This is a genomic window from Candidatus Angelobacter sp. (genome assembly GCA_035607015.1).
Classification (GTDB): Bacteria; Verrucomicrobiota; Verrucomicrobiia; order Limisphaerales; family AV2; genus AV2.
This window is the reverse complement of the sequence record DATNDF010000086.1, coordinates 1-17,220: the sequence shown is the minus strand read 5'-3', so window position 1 is coordinate 17,220 and position 17,220 is coordinate 1. Positions and strand designations below refer to the sequence as shown.

The following is a 17,220-nucleotide window of genomic DNA, read 5'->3' as shown; positions in this document are numbered from 1 at the left end:
CCCGCGCCCACGCCCGAGTTCCAGCGGCCCGGTTGTTCCAGGCCGGGCAGGTAATCAATCAGGGCCGTCGCGGCGGAAAACATCAGTCCCCATTGCTTCCGGCGGTCCAGCGGCAGCGCGTACTGGCCGCCGAGCAGGATGAACTGGCGCGCACTCAGTTCCTGAAAATAATATCCGGGCAGGGTCAGCGGAAACTCGGAGACCAGCGGCAGCGCCCCGCCAATCCGGTAGCCGCTGAAACGGTCAGCGTTCAGACTGGTGCCCGCGGTAAGGCTGATGGAAAAATTGTGCTTCAACTCCGGGAGGGTGTAGGCCAGCAGCGCGCGTCCCCAGAACAGGTGCGAATGATCTTCGAGCGCGCGGTCGCCGTTGAAACCGTACGGTTCGGCGCCGGTGCGGAACTGGCCTTCGTACCACGCGGACAGTTCCATCGCCAGCGATGGCATCATGAGCGGCTCGCGTCCGCCCCAGCGCAATCCGCTCCGCACATGGAGCGTCGCGTGGTCCGGCGGGAGCGTGAAGCCCGGCGCGGTGACGTCGTCGCGTTCGTAAAATGTGTAGCGCCCGGTCACGCGCAGGATGGCGTTGAGGGGGATCTGCTGGTCGGGATTGAAACGATGGTAAACGCCCACGCCACCCTCGGCGCCGTGCCCGGTGAACGATTCCTCGCGCCAGTACTTGCCGCCGCGCGTTTCCGAATAACTGTCGGCGTAACCGCCGCCCGCCAGGCCGATGGCCAGGTCCGTGTTCGGACCGAGGGCATCGCGGATGCCGAGTTCCGAATCCACATAGACGGGCGCGATGGCCAGTCGCAGCGTGAGGTTGGTTTCGATGAATCCCGGTTCGTTGAAATAGTAGAAGGCGTAACCGGAGAGCGGCCCGCGGCCCTGCAACTGCTGGTTGTAGCCAAGCTGAAACAGCCGCCGTTTGTCCGGATCAATCTGGGCATGGGCGACACAGGTTGCGCCGAAACCGATGAAGAACACCCAACCGCGCCACTGTGTTCGCCACGTCACGCGCGCAGTCGTAACGCAAACCGTTCCCGTCCGGCAAGCCAATTGCGCCGCCACAAAAGTTTGCTTTGCGATTCCCGCGGGTTATTTTTCACGCGATGAAAGCGAGAAAACTGTTGCACACGCGCTATCGGGTGAACGATCTGGAAAAGACGTTGAAGTTTTACAAGGACGTGCTCGGGCTGGAGGAAATGCGCCGGCACAAATCGCCGCGCGGCTCGGAACTGGTCTTCCTCAAGGCGCCGGAGAGTGACGAGCAGATCGAACTGTGCAGCTTCCCGTCGAGCGGCCCGGTGCAGGTGCAGGCGGACCTGACGCACCTGGCCTTCGAGGTGGACAGCCTCGAGGAATTCGGCAAACACCTGACGACGCTGGGCCTGAAATACTCCGATGGCCCGACGACGACCTCTACCGGGACCGTGTTCGCTTTCATTGATGCGCCGGAAGGGTACGAGATCGAACTGATTCAACGGGCGAAGGCCGGGAGCAAGGGTGGAGGTTATTGAAAGGGACGCGGTGCTAACTCGCATTTCGGTTTAGCATTCGTGTTGAATGAAAGAGTGGAGCTTCAAGAACACGCACTTCCGTAAAAGCGGGACGGATCTCTGTAACAAAGATCTGCCGCTACAGATCATGCTTCCTATACCATATATAAATTGGTGGGACACTCGGCTCTGGTTTGCCATCGTCTTTTGTTCCACGCTTGCTGGCCTGTCTTCTTTTTCGCGCAGATGTTTACCATTGAATGCACGAGTGTTTTCGTCAGCGATCGCGCCTGCTGTCGTCCTCCTCGTTTGGTGGCTTTCTACTTATATTTTCCATCAGCCGATTATGAAAGATCAGGACTTTGGCGTGCATGAGATTCTTACCGAGGACATTTATCTGGCATTTGGGACGGGTTTTTGCGTTTCGGGCCTCCGCGACTCTTTCGGGCTGTCGAGGACAGCTGGCATTATTTCTGGCGTTATATTCCTTACGATTTTCGCAACGCTTATCTATGTCCGCCCCTTATCACGCAACTGGCTTTCGTAATGGAATGTTGCGCGATACGCGATTCCGCAAATCACCCGTCATTGACAGGTATCGCTTACCCGCCGAATACTCGCCAGCGTGACGCGGATTTACGATCTGGTGATGACCCACAAGCTGGACGCGGATGACTTGTTCATCCATCGCATCCAGCAACATTGCGCGGAGCTGGGCCTGAACTTTTTCCTCGTCGAACCGCTCTGGGTCGAACCGTTCTGCGATCAACTGGCCAAGGGCAAGGTCTGGGCGCGGGCACTGCTCAACATGCACAGCGAGCATCATCTGCCCGACGACATTTATCACCGGCTGATCTGGCTGGCGCACGAGCGCAAGACGCAGATCATTGATCCGCCGGACATCGCGCTGGCCGCGTTCGACAAGGCGCGGCTGCATCTCCGGCTGCTGGCCGCCGGTTTCCAACTGCCATTCACGGTGATCGTTCCGCGCGAGCAGGCCGGCGGCTTTCTCTTGTCAGAAGCGGACCGCGCGGCGCTGGGCACGCCGTTCGTGATCAAGCCGGCCATGGGCTACGGCCGGCGCGGGGTCATCATGGATGCCGTGAACGAAAAAGACATCGCGCGTTCGATCTCTGTCTGGCCGGACCGGCATTATCTGCTGCAGCGTCGCATCGTTCCGAAGACGCAGAACGGCGAGCCGGTTTACTTTCGCGTGTTTTACGTGTTCGGCTCGGTCTGGAGCTGCTGGTGGAATTGTTTCACGGACCGTTACCGTTTGCCGACCCCAACCGAGGAACAGCAGCTCGAGCTCACGCCGTTGCGGGACATCGTTCACCGGATCGCGGAATTGACCGGGATGAGGTTCTTTTCGAGTGAAATCGCGCTGACCGGGTCCGGTGAATTTGTGCTGATTGATTACGTCAACGATCAGTGCCACATGCTGAGCCAGAGCTCGGACCCGCGGATGGGAGTGCCGGACGAGCTGGTCCGCGCCATCGCGCGGCGGCTGGTGGACGGCGTGAGGCAGTTGATCAAACGCTGAACCCTGCGTGTGAATTCCGAGAAGCCGGCGGTCCGTCCTTCTACGCCGGGCCAGCGTAATCGCAAACGTCATGATTTTCCGCGCCTGCAAGTTTGAATTTCAGTTTCCCCGCCCGGCGATGATCATGGGCGTCGTGAACGTGACACCCGATTCGTTTTCCGATGGCGGCCAGTTCATGGACGCGGCGGCGGCCGTTGCGCACGGTTTGAAACTGATCGCCCAGGGGGCGGAAATCATTGATGTGGGCGGGGAATCAACCCGGCCCGACGCGGAGCCGGTCAGCGAAACAGAGGAATTGAGACGGGTGCTGCCGGTGGTTGAGCGGCTGGCGGCGCAGGCGAAAGTTCCGCTTTCCATTGACACGCAAAAATCGGCGGTGGCGCGGGCGGCGCTGCGGGCCGGCGCCAGCATCGTGAACGACATCGCGGCAAACCGGGCCGACGATGAAATGTGGCGTGTGGTCGGAGAAACGAAGGCGGGTTACATCTGCATGCACATGCAGGGGACGCCACAGACGATGCAGTCGAATCCGGCCTACCGCGACGTCGTCGGTGAAGTGCGCGCGTTTTTTGTCGAACGGCTCGAGCGCCTGCGTCGGGCGGGTGTGGAAGCGGGCCAGGTGGCACTGGACCCGGGCATCGGCTTTGGCAAGACGTTGGAACACAATTTGCAGTTGCTCGCCGGGCTGGGGCGCTTTACAAACTTGAATCGCCCGGTACTCGTCGGCGTTTCGCGCAAGTCGTTCATCGGAAAACTGCTGGGGACGGAGGTGGACGGGCGTCTGCCGGCAGCGCTGGCCTGCGCAGCCCTTGCGGTCGAAGCCGGTGTGCGAATGATCCGCACGCACGATGTCGCGGAAACGCTTCAGGCGGTGAGAACGACCGAAGCGGTCCTTACCCGGTCAAAATGAGAATTCTGGAATTCCTGGAGAACGTCTGGCGGCCCGCGCTGGAGATCGTCATCCTCGCGGTGGCGATTTATTACGCCCTGATGTTTGTGCGGGGCACGCGCGGGTGGCCGGTGGTGCTGGGCTTTCTCTTTTTGCTGCTGGTGCTTACCGTGGTCACCACGCTGCTCGATCTGCGGGTGCTGCTCTGGCTTCTGGCAAAATTCCTCACCGGGTTTGCCATCGCCGTGCTCGTGATTTTTCAGCCGGAATTGCGGCGCATGCTGGCCGAGGTGGGGAACCTGCCGCTGTTCACCTCGTCCCGCGACACGCGCGAGAACATCGAGGTTGTCATCCAGACGGCCGAACGCCTTTCCGAAGTGAAGATCGGCGCGCTCATCGCACTCGAACAGGCGATCCATCTCGACGACGCGGTCGAATCGGGTGTGGTGGTTGACTGCGAGGCGACGCCGGAGATGCTGGAGACCATTTTCTTTCCGAACAACGCGATTCACGACGGGGGCGTCATCCTGCGCGGCGACCGCATCGCGAAGGCGGCCTGTATTTTCCCGCTGACACAGCGCCAGGACCTGAACAAATCGCTCGGCACGCGGCACCGGGCGGCGATCGGCCTGACCGAGGAGACGGACGCGGTCGTGGTGGCGGTTTCGGAGGAAACGGGCGCAATCTCCTACGCTCACAAAGGGCAGTTGACGCGTGGAGTGAGCCTGGAGGAATTGCGCGCGTTCCTGACCTCGGTGCTGGTCCGCGCGCCGCGGTCGCAGACGCTCTCGGAATGGTTTCGCTCAACCGGCTTCGCGGGACCGAACGGGACCGCCAAGTCGCCGGTGCACACCGCGCCCAAACCGGAAGTCAAGTGATCATGGTGCCGCGCGATTACATCCTTCATAATTTTGGCTGGAAGCTCGCTTCTGTGGTCGTGGCCGTCCTCATCTGGTTGACGATCAATTCAAATATCGAAAACAGTTTCAAACTTCCGGAAACCCATTCTTCCGCGACACTGAGCCGCCCCCTGCCGGTCACCGCCAGGAAGCCTCCCGCGGACGTTCGCGGCTTCGTGTTCACACCGGATGAAGTGGAGGTGACGATTCGCGCAGACGAACGCGTCCTCGACAATTTGAAGATGTCGGACGTGGACGTCTGTGTTAATCTTCTCGACGCGCCGGACGCCAGAAGTTTTCGCAGAAAAGTCGTCGTGCATACTCCGCCGAACGTGGTGGTGATGAAAGTGACGCCCGATGAAGTCGCGGTGGAGCGGATTTCGTCCCCGGAATCGACGAACAGCGTGAGAACCAGGAATTGAACCATGAGCCAGCCCAGGAAAATTTTCGGCACCGACGGAGTGCGCGGCACGGCGAACGTTGAGCCGGTGACCGCCGAAACCGCGCTCAAGCTGGGCCGCGCCGCCGGCCACGTCTTCAAGAACATCGCGCCGCAATCGCGCGGCCGCGGCCGGCACAAAATCGTCGTCGGCAAGGACACCCGCCTGTCCGGGTACATGCTCGAAAACGCGCTGTCCTCCGGCATTCTCTCGATGGGCGTGGACGTGCTGTTTATCGGGCCGCTGCCCACGCCCGGGGTCGCTTATGTCACCCGCAGTCTGCGCGCCGACGCCGGCCTCGTGATCACCGCATCGCACAATCCTTATGACGACAACGGGATCAAATTCTTCCGGCCGGACGGTTACAAGCTCGACGACAACATCGAGAGCCAGGTCGAGCAACTCGTGTTCAGCGGTGACATTGAAAGCATCCGGCCCACCGCGGACGCCATCGGCAAGGCGGTTCGCATCGACGACGCGCTGGGCCGGTACATCGAGTACGCCAAGAGTTCCTTCCCGCGCGGGATGACGCTTGAAGGAATGCGGATCGTGATCGATTGCGCCCACGGCGCCGCCTACAAATCCACGCCCTGCGTGCTGCGGGAACTCGGCGCGGAGACTTTTGTGTACGGCAACCAGCCCGACGGCATGAACATCAACAAGGACTGCGGCTCGATGCATCCACAGCAGATGTGCCAGAAGGTCTGGGAGCACAGGGCGCACATCGGCATCTCTCACGATGGGGACGCCGACCGTGTCCTGTTCTGCGACGAGACGGGAAAGTTGACCGACGGCGACGACGTGATGGCCATCTGTGGACTCGAGATGCTGGCCGAAGGGACGCTCAAGGACAAAACCCTGGTCGCGACCGTGATGAGCAACGCCGGCCTGGATGCCGTCATTAAGGAAGTCGGCGGGCGTATCCTGCGCACGGCCGTCGGTGACAAGAACGTCATCGATGAAATGCTGCGGGGGGGATTCAACTTTGGAGGCGAACAGAGCGGACACATGATTTTCCGCGACTACAGCACGACCGGCGACGGCCTGGTCTGTGCGCTGCAGATTCTGCGCATCATGAAGTTGAAGGACAAACCGCTCTCTCATCTCGCCCGTTGCTGGAAGCGTTACCCGCAACTGATCACGAACGTCACGGTGCGGGAAAAGGTGCCGTTCGACCAGCTTGACGGCGTGCCGAAGCTCGTCTCGGAGGCGGAGGCTGAATTAAAAAAGGCCGGAGGCCGCGTGCTGCTGCGCTATTCAGGCACCGAATCGAAAGCGCGACTGCTCGTTGAAGGTCCTGATTCCGGCGCGCTGGAACGGTGGAGCCAGCGGATCAGCGAGGCGATCAAGAAGCACGTCGGCGCCTGATCGTTGGGACGGGGAGCGTCAAACCACACCTCAAGGGACCAAGACGTCCGTCCTCAACTGGCCGACGAATTGGTCCGGCAATCTCCGGTCCAGCGAACCGGGAACCATTTTCTCCAGACCGGCGTGGCCGTCGCAAAAAACCACACCCGCCCGGCGCATGTGCCGGAAGTGGCCGTTTGGATAGTAATTCGGGCCCGTCAGATTCGTGGCCGCGCTCACGTAATACCATTCCTCGAGCATGGGATTCGATCGCGACGCTGGCGCTTGAAAATCGTTCACCTGGGCGGCGTCCGCGTAGAGAACGGTTTCCGTGGACCGGCGCAGGCGGCTTGCATTTACTGGCGCGGCGTTCATCGGCGCGGAGAGGTGAAGGTTGTAGCCGTAGCCGTACGCGGCCCCGGTGGCTTTGAGTTTGAAATGCGCCATTGCATAGTTCAGGGAGGGACAAAGCTCCACGCCACGGCCCTGCAAATAGGGATAGAGGACGCCCTGCGTCACATCGAACGGCCTCTGGCCTTCAGCGCCGGGCCCCATCCAACCAAACCAATAGAGGATTCCGCCGTTGGTCGCGCCTGTTTTCCAGTAGAAACAATTCTCCTGATTGTCGCCCCAATAGAGCTGCGTCGCGATGCCAAGCTGGCGAAGATTGCTGGCGCATTGAACGCGTCGCGCCGCATCCTTGCTCCGCAGCAGCGCCGGCAACAGCAAGGCGGCAAGGATGCCGATGATGGCAATGACCGCGAGCAGTTCGATCAAGGTGAAGCCGCGGCCCCGGAGCCTGGAGTTGTTCGATTTCATGGCCTCTGGGCGCGCACGCGGTAAAACGCGTTGCTTGCCGGCGGACTCGCGTCTTGCAACAGGACGTTGCTTCCAGTGCCCGGTGTCACAGTCGAAGCGTTCGTCCAGAGTTGAAAATCCGCGCTTCGTTCGAGTGTGTAAAGCCAGTTGCTGCGACTGAGGAATTGCACCTGCCAGAGAGCGTTGCTGAATCCGCCGGCAAGATTTTGAATCGGCGGCGGGGGAACGGTAACCGCGAGATTGTCCACGTTGCCGTGCGCCAGCACGGATCCTTCGAATCCGGGAAACTGTCCGGCTTCATTGTAGCTGTTGATGGAAATCGAATCCAGCCGGAAGTCGGTGAAGGGATCGCCTGAAAATGTCAGCCCCAACTGTTGCGTGACCGTGGCGCTGACGCTCTGCGACAGGTTGGTCAATGACGTGACCAGGGTCTGGTTCGACCCCCGGTAATCCATCGCCACGTGAAACCAATCGCCGGTGGCGAGCGAGTAGTTCGTCGATTCCTGGCGGCCTTGATTGTAGTTGAACTGTCCGGTCTGGTCCACGAAGGTCGGATAGACCGTCGCCGGATCGCCAAACGGATCATCGCGGAAATAGACGAACTCGACGAGGTTCGTCGCGTTGGACCCCGTGCCACGGAGGAACGTCGGCCGGGTCGCCTGGTCGAGATTCAGGAACCCCAGCGCGATTTGGAAGCTGTACGCGTAACTGTCGGCGGGGCCGATATCGTTGAGGCGCAAATCGAATTCCAGGCTGAAATCGTCGTCCCGGGCGAGAATCGTGCCCAGCGGATGATAAAAGTAACTGTTGGTCCGCGACGAGTCCCAGGTTACCTCCAGATTCTGGTTGGTCGAATTCCATCGAAACAGATTGGTGTCGCCGAAAATTTTCCAGCCGCTCGCGTCGGGGCTGGCGGAAAAATTTTCGGTGAGGGTCACGGCGCGGGAATGCGTGAAGCAGAGGAACGACAAGCTGGCGAGGGCGAGGAACCGGGATTTGGACATACGCGGGTCTTTCAATGTGTTCCGCAAGCGAGCGGAAGGGTTGTTGATTGAGAGACCAGCGCGAAGTCTGAAGATGCCGGCCGTTCCCGTCCGCGCGGCGCAGGTCGGGAGCTGCGGCAAAAAAAACAAAACCTTCAGACCCCGCCAAAACGGAGAATGAAGGCATTCAGCGAATTCTCCCGAAAACAGTCCGGGAGGCTGGCCTCATCCTTCTCATTGACGGAGAAGTTGGCCGTTCAAAACGAACGGCCGCGACGAGCGCAGCCGAACCGGTATCCTGACTTCGGGCGTCCAACCTCACTCCCGCCTTCCCGGCTCGTGACCAGTGGCTGTGGGAGCTTGTAGCCCGTTACAGTGGCGCAACCGTCCCCGATTTTCACGGGGTTCCCAGGCATTCGACTGCGAGGACGGATGAACAACACGTTCATCCTTTTCAAAGAGCGTGTCGTTGTTACGGCGTCAGCGGTGGTTTGCCAAGGAAAAATTGCGCCACGCGGACGAATGGACGAATGCGCCCTGCGCTCAGACCGCCAGCTTGTAACCGACGCCATGCACGGTGAGCAGGTGTTCCGGCTCGCCACCGTTGTCCCCGAGTTTTTTCCGCAATTGGACGATCACCTGATCGAGCGTGCGGGTCGTGCCGTAGTAGTTGTATCCCCAGACCTCGTTCAGCAACCGGTCGCGCGACAACACTTCACCCGGGTGCTCGTGAAACAGTTGGAGCAGTTTCAACTCCCGGGCGGTCAGTTCTTCCACCGCTTTGCCACGCTTGAGAAGGAAGGTTTTCGGGTCAATGGTCGCCGGGCCAATTTGGAACGGTTCTCCGCCACGCCCGTCCCTGGCGGGAGAGGCCGTGCGCCGGAGCAGGGCGTGGATGCGCGCCAGCAGTTCGCGCACGCCAAACGGCTTGGTCACGTAGTCATCCGCGCCGAGATCAAGGCCGACCACCTTGTCAATCTCCTGTCCCTTGGCGGTCAGCATCAGGATGGGCGTGCCTACTTTCCCGGCGCGAAGCTCTTTGCAGATGTCATAACCGCTTTTGCCGGGAAGCATCACGTCGAGGACGATGAGCGACGGCCGGTGCCGGTTGACGGTTTCAACCGCCAGGTCGCCGCGACTGCAGACGGCGACCTCGAAGCCATCGCTCCTCAACACCTCCTCAAGTCCCAGCAGGATGTGTGGATCATCCTCGACGATCAGGATTTTCGTTTTCATGCGGGAGACTGCGAACAGGCGCGAACGCATGCAAATGTCGGTCCGGCATCGCGGCACCCGCAGTTTTGATTTGTGTTCACGTGTGACGATCGGCGGTTGAAGACGAAGCTGCCGGCAATCGCAGCGCAAAGCTGCTCCCACCGCCCTCGCGCGGTTCATAAGCAACGTCCCCGCCGTGCGACCGGGCGATCTGTCGTGCGAGCGTCAGGCCGAGGCCGGAACCCTGGATGCCGCTGCTCAGCGAATCATGAGCGCGATAAAACTGCTCGAAGATTTTTTCTTCACAGCCTCCGGGCACCCCGGGACCGCGGTCGAGCACCCGCATCTCCACGTGCGGCAACGGTTGCGATTGCGACCGCATTTCCACGCGCACCTCCCTCTGCGCGCCGGAGTATTTTTCCGCATTGGAAAGCAGGTTGACGATGACCTGCGCGAGCGCGTCGCGGTCGCCGTTCACGAACACCGGCACCCCGGGCAGTTCGCATTCGACCCTGAAGCCCGCGGCCTCCAATTGCGGGCGGTAGATCCCGACCGTTTCCCGCGCGACATCGGCGAGATCGCACATCGCAAAGTTGTATTTTTTTTCGCCGCGGTCGATGCGCGAGAAGTCGAGCACGTTGTTGATCAGCCGCGTGAGCCGCGCGGTTTCCGTGGTGATGATGTTCAAATAGGAGCGTTGCTTGGCCTTGTCGGTCACGCGTTCGTCCGCCAGCAGTTCGGAAAACATGCGGATGGACGTGAGCGGGGTTTTTAATTCGTGCGAAACGTTGCTGACAAAATCGGTCTTCTGGCGGGCCAGGGTGAGCTGCCGTTTCAAGTCGCCCACGATGAGCCAGCCGCCGACGCCGATGGCCAGCACCAGGACGGCGATGAGCAGGCCGAGCGTGAGTTTCAGTGTTTGCGCCGACCGGGCCAGCGTGGCCGGGTCGAGCAGATAAACGCCAATTTCCCAGTGGGGCAGAACCTCGCCGATTTCCGTCGCCACGAACGGGCGCTTCCAGTTGGTGCGGAAGTTCGGGTTGGAAAGGATGGCCGGCGCCGCAGAGTCGGTCAGCAGCGCCACGCAGATTTCTCCATTCAACGGGGCGGGTTCCACTTTCACGCTGCCGCCCAGTCCGCCGACCAGCTTCGGCAGGTTCAACAGCGCTCCGAACACGAGCTGCGGGCCGCGTGGAGACCGGTACCAGAACATCAGGTTGAGTTTGTTCTGGAGAAAGCGCGCGACCGTTCCCTCGGTCGAGTCGCCGATCAACTGGCGAAACTCCGCTTCGGAGGACGCGATTTTCGAGTAGTTCCCCTTGACGGTCAGCTGCTGCGCCTGCTGCGGTTCGACGTTGCGTGTCTGTTTCTGGTCTTTCGCCGACTTGCCTAAACTGCTGACGTAACTGCCCGCGTTGGTGGCCGGCTGTTGCACGCCCTGCTCATCGTTCCCCGGTTGGGGAGTTTTTACATCCAACTGCGAAAGGTTGATCGTGCCTTTGGGGCTGTCCCAATAGACCTCGACGCTTTCACGGTTGCAGAGGAACCGTTCGTTATCCAGGCGGAACTTGCGCGCTTCCGGGCCGCCAAAGAGCGACGGAGAATAGCAAGAGCCGTCAAGCGAAACCGTGAAGCCGACTTCCGCCAGCGGCCAGCCCTTGCGCAACTGGTCGTCGAAAGAGTTGGCAAGGTCCAGCGGTTTGTGCTCGCCGAGCAGTGCTTCAACCTGCAGGCCGAATTCGCGCTGGCGCTCGGCGATGTAACCGACGATGTCCTTGGCCACCGCGTCGGCAACACCCTGGTAGAGCAGCGCCCGCTGGCGTTCGAGCGCGAACTGTTGATCGCGCAGCGAGCGAACCGCCAGCCAGGCCAGCACGAGGCTCGGGACAAACACCGCCAGCACGAACACGAACGCGACTTTTTTCATGGGCCGGGCATGATTATTCCACGATGGGACGGTGTTCGTCCAGCCAACCCGGGTGGCACGCTAGCGCAACGCGACCGGCTTCGCATCGTCGCGTTTCGTGGCAGCGGCATTCACGAGTTCCCAGGCCGCCTGGCTGAATTCGCGATTGGGACGGTTGCCCAGCGCGAGCTGCACGGCCGGCTGAAAGAAACGTCCAAGACCCATCTGCCGGACCCGGTCCACCGCCTCGCCGCGCGCGACAGTGTCGCCATCCGCGTATCGGACGATCTGCTTGATGAGCTGCCATTCGGTCGTCGGCGCGATGATCTCGGCGCGGCCGATCATGACGCGGACGATATCGCGCGGCTCCGGATTGATCGCGAGCGGCAGGGTTTCATCCGTCCAGGCGCGCGGCAGCAGATAAATTACCCGGGACCCTTCCTCTTCAAACCACGATTCACGCCATGTCTTCACCATGGCGGCCGCCTCCCGCTCGAACAGTCCCTCGCCCACGAGCGCCTTTTTTATTTGCCGCCCCAGTTGCCCCACAACTTCGCCGAGCGGTGCGCGCTTCGACTGGCCGTCGAAATCGAACGACCACGAGTCGCCGGGCGCGAGGCTCTCGAGTTCGGTGAACTCCCCTTCGCCGTTTCGCACGTTCAGGATGAAAAGATGTTGGAGTTTCGTTGCGCCATTGTTCCTCAGTTGAAACCACTTTTCATTCGCCCCGCCCAGCGTAACCTTCAACGGCGTCTGGAAATTGGCCACCCCGCGGTAGAACAAAAACTTCTCGTGCTCGGGCACGCTCTTGTCCGGGGTGCTGACACTGACAAAATCAGCGTCCGTTTCGCGCGCGGCAAAATAATGGTTGCCCGAGCCTCCGGTCGGCACGGCGGAGACGAGGTCCGCGTGCCGGTCCGCGGGCAGGACACGGATGTCCTTCCATTGAATTCGCGAGTCTGGAACTCCCTTTCTGCCGAAGACGGACGCGAACGTGAACTGCGGCCGCGCGCCCGTTTTCTGCACGAGGCCATCGAGCGCGACGGCCAGCCTGCCCGGCGGAAAAACCGCGGGGCCTATCTCGCCGGCCTGTGGATACCATTCAGTGATGAATCCCTGGGGAAACCGGACCGTGACATTCACGGTTCTCTCCCGGTCGCTGTAGAAATAGATGACCGGTGTTTCCATGCGCTGGAGCGTGATAAACGCGCTCTTGCTCCCCGGATTCAGCGGCCCGGCGGCCCGGCGGCCCAGACCGGGCTTGGTCCAGTCATACACGAATCGCGGAAGCTGCGTGGTTTCCAGCGGGTGCCACGGAACGAGGATTCCATCGGCGCCCTGGACCGACGTGAACGTGCCCCACTCGTGCGCGGTGAAATTTTCCGAAGGGCGGTCACCCGCAAAAACACCGCACTGCCAGACGACGAGAACCAGAGGAAGGATGGCTGTTTTCATGTTCCGAGACTGCCCCGCCGGATGGAACGGGTTGTCACTGGCGGGTGAAAGAGTTGTAAAAAACTTGTGAGGATCCGGAACCCGCTGCACGGAATGTTTGACTTACAAGAGGGCGTCAAATAACTGGACGAATAATTTTCCGCTCCGGGCGCATTCGTCCGTTGCCCGTTGCGGCAACTCTGCTAGATTGATGGGCTGGCAAACCGGTGCCCGGACCGTTTTGAGCGAATCAACGTCTGTCAAAACGCACCTGACGATGAACTCTCTTTTTTCCGCAAATGGCGTTCGCATCTCCCGCGCGTTGCTCTGGGTTGTTGCGCTGACCGGCGCGTCCAGCGTTCCTGCCATCGACTGGCCGCAATACCGCGGCCCGAATCACGACGGTATTTCGACCGAGACGATTCGCACGAACTGGTCTTCGGACGCGCCTCGGCAGCTTTGGTAGATTCCGCTGGATCCGGCGCTGAGCTCCTTTTCCATCAGTGGAGGAAAAGCGTTCACGATGGTTCGGCGGCCGGCGAGCGGCTCGAACCAGGAATTCTGCATCGCGCTGGACGCGGACACCGGCGCGGAACTTTGGGTCTCACCCCCGTTGGGCATCGCGGATTATCCGAATGGCGGTGTGGGTGACGGGAGCGACGACGGACCGCGTTCGACGCCCTCGGTGGACGGTGATCGCGTTTTTGTTTTGACCTCCTACCTGGGCCTGTATTGCCTCAACGCCACGAATGGAGCGGTCATTTGGAACCGGGACCTCGTCGCTGAGTACGGCAGTACGGTGATCGCCTGGCAAAGCGCCGCATCTCCGCTGATTGAAGGCGGTCTCGTTTTTGTCATCGGCAACGCGCCGAACAAATGCCTGTTCGCCTTTCACGAGTCCGACGGGACCGAGGCCTGGAAGGGGCAGAGCGATGTGATGACCCAGGCTTCGCCCGTTGCGGCAACCGTCGCTGGCATCAGGCAAATAATTTACTTCGCGCAATCGGGTCTGGTGTCGGTGGCGCCCGACACCGGTTCCGTGCTTTGGCGTTACCCGTTTCCGTTCAGCGTTTCAACCGCTGCATCACCGGTGGTCGGAAATGACATTGTGTATTGCTCGGCGACGTATGGAATGGGCGCGGGAGCCGTGCAAATCAGTTTATCCGGTTCGCAGCTTACCACCAACCAGGTTTGGCGGACTCCCGGCGACAACATGAACCATTGGGCGACGCCGGTGTTTTACAACGGTTATTTGTACGGGGTTTACGGTGAATCGGCGACGTCGCTTCGGTGCGTCGAAATGGCGACCGGAACGAGAAAGTGGACCCAGTCCGGAGTGGGGCTGGGCGAAGTGATGTTTGTCGCGGGGCACGTGCTCGTGTTGACCGAAGATGGCTATTTGCTCCTCGTCAAACCTGATCCGACCGCTTATGTGGAAGTGGCGCGGTACCGCGCACTCGACGGGTCTCAGGGTTCGATCCTCAACCTCGTCAGATGCTGGAATGTGCCGGCCATCAGCGACGGTCGCATCTATGTCCGCAGCACGACAGAGGCGGTCGCGCTTGACGTGTCTGTCCCTGGTCCGCCGCCGTTGAAACTTTCCTCGGCGCTTTCCGGTGACGGCACGTTCCGCCTGTTCGTCAGCAACGACGATGGGTCGCCGCTCGACGCGAATCGCGTCACCAACATCGACATCTTCGCCAGCGCGAACCTGACGCTTGGCTTGAACGGCTGGCTAAAGCTGACGAACCCGGTTCTTCTGATGAACGGCCAGCTCCGCCTCGACGATCCGCAAAGCGCCACCACTCCGCAACGTTTCTTCAGGGTGGAGGAACGGCCGTGAAACCGTTGCCGGTCAAGGCAGGAAAAAGAAACCGTCCGGCCCTGTTCACGGACGTGAACGCCCGCGCCTTCACCCTGATCGAGCTGCTGGTCGTCATTGCCATAATCGGCATTCTCGCTTCGCTGCTTCTGCCGGCGTTGGGCAGCGCCAAGGAGCGGGTGCGCCGGGCCGCGTGTCTGAACAACATCCATCAGTTCATCATGGCGACCCACATTTATGCGGGCGATTATCAGGATTATCTGCCACGCGGAGGTACCGACAATCGCAACACGAACGATACTCACACACCGATTCTTTCCACCGCCACCAAGAGCAACATTCTTCATTACGCCAGTCCCTTGAAGGTGCTCGATTGCCCGAACCTGGCGAGATCGTTTGAACAGGAAAAAGACTGGCGAATGCAACCGGACTATGGCGTGGCCATCGGCTACCACTACTTGGGCGGCCACTCGAACACGCCCTGGCCGCCTGCGGGAAATGCGACCAACACGTGGATTTCGCCGCAAAAGACAGCGGAAGATCCGGCGCTCGTGCTGGTGGCGGATCTGAACGTTTATGCGTACAGTTACCAGCGCATTCTTGCGCCGCACACGGCGCACGGACCGGTCATCCGTGACGCGGCTTACTTCGAGGAACACCCGGAGGCGTATCAACAGACCCCCGCCTCCATCGGCGCGAAAGGCGGCAACGTCGGCCTGCTCGACGGCTCCGTTGCCTGGAAGGATGCGTCACGAATGAAATCCTACGTCGGTTCTCAAATCTGGGGCACGGACGGCAGCTTCGGCCTGTGGTAAAATCCCTTGCGATCGAATGCCCGCGTGAAGATCAGTCACCCAGCAGATGCTCGATCACCATCTGGTCGAGATCCTGATAATTGCGGTCGGCAATGAGCGACTGCGCCTTCTTTTCGTCAAAACTTCGCGCTTTCCCGAGCAGCCTGAGAAACGTGCGGCGGCTGTTGTCCAGGTGGTTAAGCCAATGTGCCGTCTTTGTCGTGCGGAATGGATGCACGTCGAAGCAGACATACTCGCCGTTCCTGCCGTAACCGTTCCTCTCCAGCGCACGGACCTGGTTGAAGGCGACACGAAGATTGTTGCTCCCAAACGGCTTGTCCTGGTCGAACTTCAATCCGTTCTGGTCGTTCAAGTGCAACGACCAGAGTTTGTCGAAGGCCATTGCGAAATCAATTTCATCGGCGGGATCGAGTCCGGCCAGGATGGCGTGCGCGCTTTCGATGAGACAGCCGACCCGTTTCGCGTCGCGCGTGAGCTGCGCGACGGCGAGCGCGTGGCCGATCGTCGGAAGATACGCGTGATCCATCGGTTCGTTGGGCTTCGGTTCGATGGCCAGCCGTATCTTTTTATCATGCGCCAGCATCCTGTCGAAGGCTTCGACCAGATAATCCACGCAACGGCGCGCGTTCTTCGACTCACGGATGTAGCTGCCTTCGCGCGCGAGCCAGAGCACGAGGATGTCAGTGTCGAGGATGTTTGCGAGATCGATGGAGCGCAGCGAACGTTCGATGGCGTACCGGCGGTGCTTCGGATCATTGCTCGTGTAACCCCCGTCAATCGTCTCCGGCGCGAACCAGAGACGGGGTGCGACCATTTCGGCGGCGATGCCTTCGCCGTCGAGACGTTTTTTCAGTTCCTTCGCCTCTTTGCGGATTTGCGCTTCTGATTTTTCATCAATGTCCGGCACCGCGTCATCGTCATGAAACATCATCGCGTCGAAGCCGAGCCTTTTAAGCCGGGAGAGTTTCCAGTCGAACGTCTGCGGCGGGCGCACCGGCGGACCATAGGGATCCTGGCCTTCGCTGATGTTCCAGGGACCGAAACAGAATTCGTAGATGTGCTTCGCCATAAATCGAGGACGCGACTGTAAAAGGTACGTTGGGGTTTGGAAATGCTTTTGTAAGAGTGGGTCGCCAACCGGCCGGCATGGCGCGAAGCCCCGAGCGTCAACTATCGCACCGGCCCCGTGCTCCGCTCCTGCAGCCAGATCACGTCCCGATTGTTGGGCGATGCGGCAGTCAGCGGCAGATCCTGTCCCGTTTTGATCGGCGGTTTGGTGCGCGGGTCGAGCCAGCGGTGAATCTCCGAGTGTCCGTCGGCAAAGGTCACGCCGCCCGCACCGTTGTGATAACTCGCGGGCACATCCACCAGATGAAGATTGTTGAGATTCCTCGGAATGAACCCCGTCATGTCCACGGCGAAGAAACCGTTATTGACGCGGTCTTCGCGTTCGTCGGTGACGACCCACGTGCCGGCTGTTCCCGGGTTCTGCATATCGGCGATCTTGCGCATCACCTTGTACTGGTTCAGGCCCATGAACGGTCCGTCGGAATTAAGCCAACAGTTCATCGAGACGCTGCGGACGCGGGGATACAATGTGCCTCCGTGCT

Annotated in this window: 17 protein-coding genes and 1 riboswitch; of the genes, 9 read left to right on the top strand and 8 right to left on the bottom strand. The window is 60.5% G+C overall.

Translation table 11 applies throughout. The features are described 5' to 3' along the window. On the bottom strand, positions 1-1,016 hold a 1,016-nt coding region (locus VN887_03660), incomplete at its 3' end, for a hypothetical protein (GenBank protein HXT39099.1). 95 nt (positions 1,017-1,111) lie between these two features. On the opposite strand from VN887_03660, the gene VN887_03655 reads away from it, so the two are divergent. The 6 genes from VN887_03655 (at position 1,112) to glmM (ending at position 6,637) form a co-directional block, all read left to right on the top strand. Then, the gene (locus VN887_03655; GenBank protein ID HXT39098.1) at positions 1,112-1,519 is read left to right on the top strand and encodes a VOC family protein; all 408 of its coding nucleotides are present in this window, start codon (positions 1,112-1,114) and stop codon (positions 1,517-1,519) included. A gap of 604 nt (positions 1,520-2,123) precedes the next feature. Continuing rightward, a complete protein-coding gene (locus tag VN887_03650; GenBank protein HXT39097.1) occupies positions 2,124-3,041 on the top strand; it encodes a hypothetical protein in 918 nt (305 codons plus the stop codon). Positions 3,042-3,111: 70 nt separating this feature from the next. Further along, complete coding sequence (gene folP, locus VN887_03645) at positions 3,112-3,951, top strand: dihydropteroate synthase (GenBank protein HXT39096.1); 840 nt, start codon at positions 3,112-3,114, stop codon at positions 3,949-3,951. Then, entirely contained in the window at positions 3,948-4,808 is an 861-nt protein-coding gene (cdaA, locus tag VN887_03640; protein HXT39095.1) for a diadenylate cyclase CdaA, read from the top strand. The genes folP and cdaA overlap by 4 nt, the downstream gene beginning before the upstream one ends. 2 nt (positions 4,809-4,810) lie before the next feature. Then, a complete protein-coding gene (locus tag VN887_03635; GenBank protein HXT39094.1) occupies positions 4,811-5,251 on the top strand; it encodes a CdaR family protein in 441 nt (146 codons plus the stop codon). Positions 5,252-5,254: 3 nt separating this feature from the next. Continuing rightward, complete coding sequence (gene glmM, locus VN887_03630; protein ID HXT39093.1) at positions 5,255-6,637, top strand: phosphoglucosamine mutase; 1,383 nt, start codon at positions 5,255-5,257, stop codon at positions 6,635-6,637. Positions 6,638-6,667: 30 nt separating this feature from the next. On the opposite strand, the gene VN887_03625 is transcribed toward glmM, so the two are convergent. The 5 genes from VN887_03625 to VN887_03605 all read right to left on the bottom strand — a co-directional run bounded on the left by VN887_03625 (position 6,668) and on the right by VN887_03605 (position 12,994). Then, positions 6,668-7,435 carry a type II secretion system protein gene (locus VN887_03625; GenBank protein HXT39092.1) on the bottom strand — a complete coding sequence of 256 codons (768 nt, stop codon included), beginning with the start codon at positions 7,433-7,435 and terminating at the stop codon, positions 6,668-6,670. Continuing rightward, complete coding sequence (locus VN887_03620; protein HXT39091.1) at positions 7,432-8,439, bottom strand: hypothetical protein; 1,008 nt, start codon at positions 8,437-8,439, stop codon at positions 7,432-7,434. The genes VN887_03625 and VN887_03620 overlap by 4 nt, the downstream gene beginning before the upstream one ends. Positions 8,440-8,710: 271 nt before the next feature. After that, positions 8,711-8,828: riboswitch (cobalamin riboswitch) on the bottom strand. A gap of 133 nt (positions 8,829-8,961) precedes the next feature. Then, positions 8,962-9,654, bottom strand: a complete 693-nt coding sequence (locus VN887_03615) for a response regulator transcription factor (GenBank protein ID HXT39090.1) — start codon at positions 9,652-9,654, stop codon at positions 8,962-8,964. Between the two features lie 76 nt (positions 9,655-9,730). Beyond that, complete coding sequence (locus VN887_03610) at positions 9,731-11,560, bottom strand: HAMP domain-containing sensor histidine kinase (protein HXT39089.1); 1,830 nt, start codon at positions 11,558-11,560, stop codon at positions 9,731-9,733. Positions 11,561-11,620: 60 nt separating this feature from the next. Further along, the gene (locus tag VN887_03605) at positions 11,621-12,994 is read right to left on the bottom strand and encodes a hypothetical protein (protein HXT39088.1); all 1,374 of its coding nucleotides are present in this window, start codon (positions 12,992-12,994) and stop codon (positions 11,621-11,623) included. Between the two features lie 256 nt (positions 12,995-13,250). On the opposite strand from VN887_03605, the gene VN887_03600 reads away from it, so the two are divergent. From VN887_03600 to VN887_03590, 3 genes are read left to right on the top strand one after another with little or no spacing between them, the layout of a single operon-like run. Continuing rightward, a complete protein-coding gene (locus VN887_03600) occupies positions 13,251-13,439 on the top strand; it encodes a hypothetical protein (GenBank protein ID HXT39087.1) in 189 nt (62 codons plus the stop codon). A 57-nt stretch (positions 13,440-13,496) separates the two neighbouring features. Continuing rightward, complete coding sequence (locus VN887_03595; protein ID HXT39086.1) at positions 13,497-14,816, top strand: PQQ-binding-like beta-propeller repeat protein; 1,320 nt, start codon at positions 13,497-13,499, stop codon at positions 14,814-14,816. A 5-nt stretch (positions 14,817-14,821) separates the two neighbouring features. Continuing rightward, positions 14,822-15,610, top strand: coding sequence for a type II secretion system protein (locus VN887_03590; GenBank protein HXT39085.1), 789 nt, complete (start codon positions 14,822-14,824; stop codon positions 15,608-15,610). A gap of 31 nt (positions 15,611-15,641) precedes the next feature. Here the strand turns inward: VN887_03590 and VN887_03585 are convergent, their stop codons facing one another. Further along, a complete protein-coding gene (locus VN887_03585) occupies positions 15,642-16,679 on the bottom strand; it encodes a TIM barrel protein (GenBank protein ID HXT39084.1) in 1,038 nt (345 codons plus the stop codon). Between the two features lie 101 nt (positions 16,680-16,780). Then, positions 16,781-17,220 (bottom strand): hypothetical protein (locus VN887_03580; protein HXT39083.1); only part of this gene is annotated, 440 nt, incomplete at its 5' end.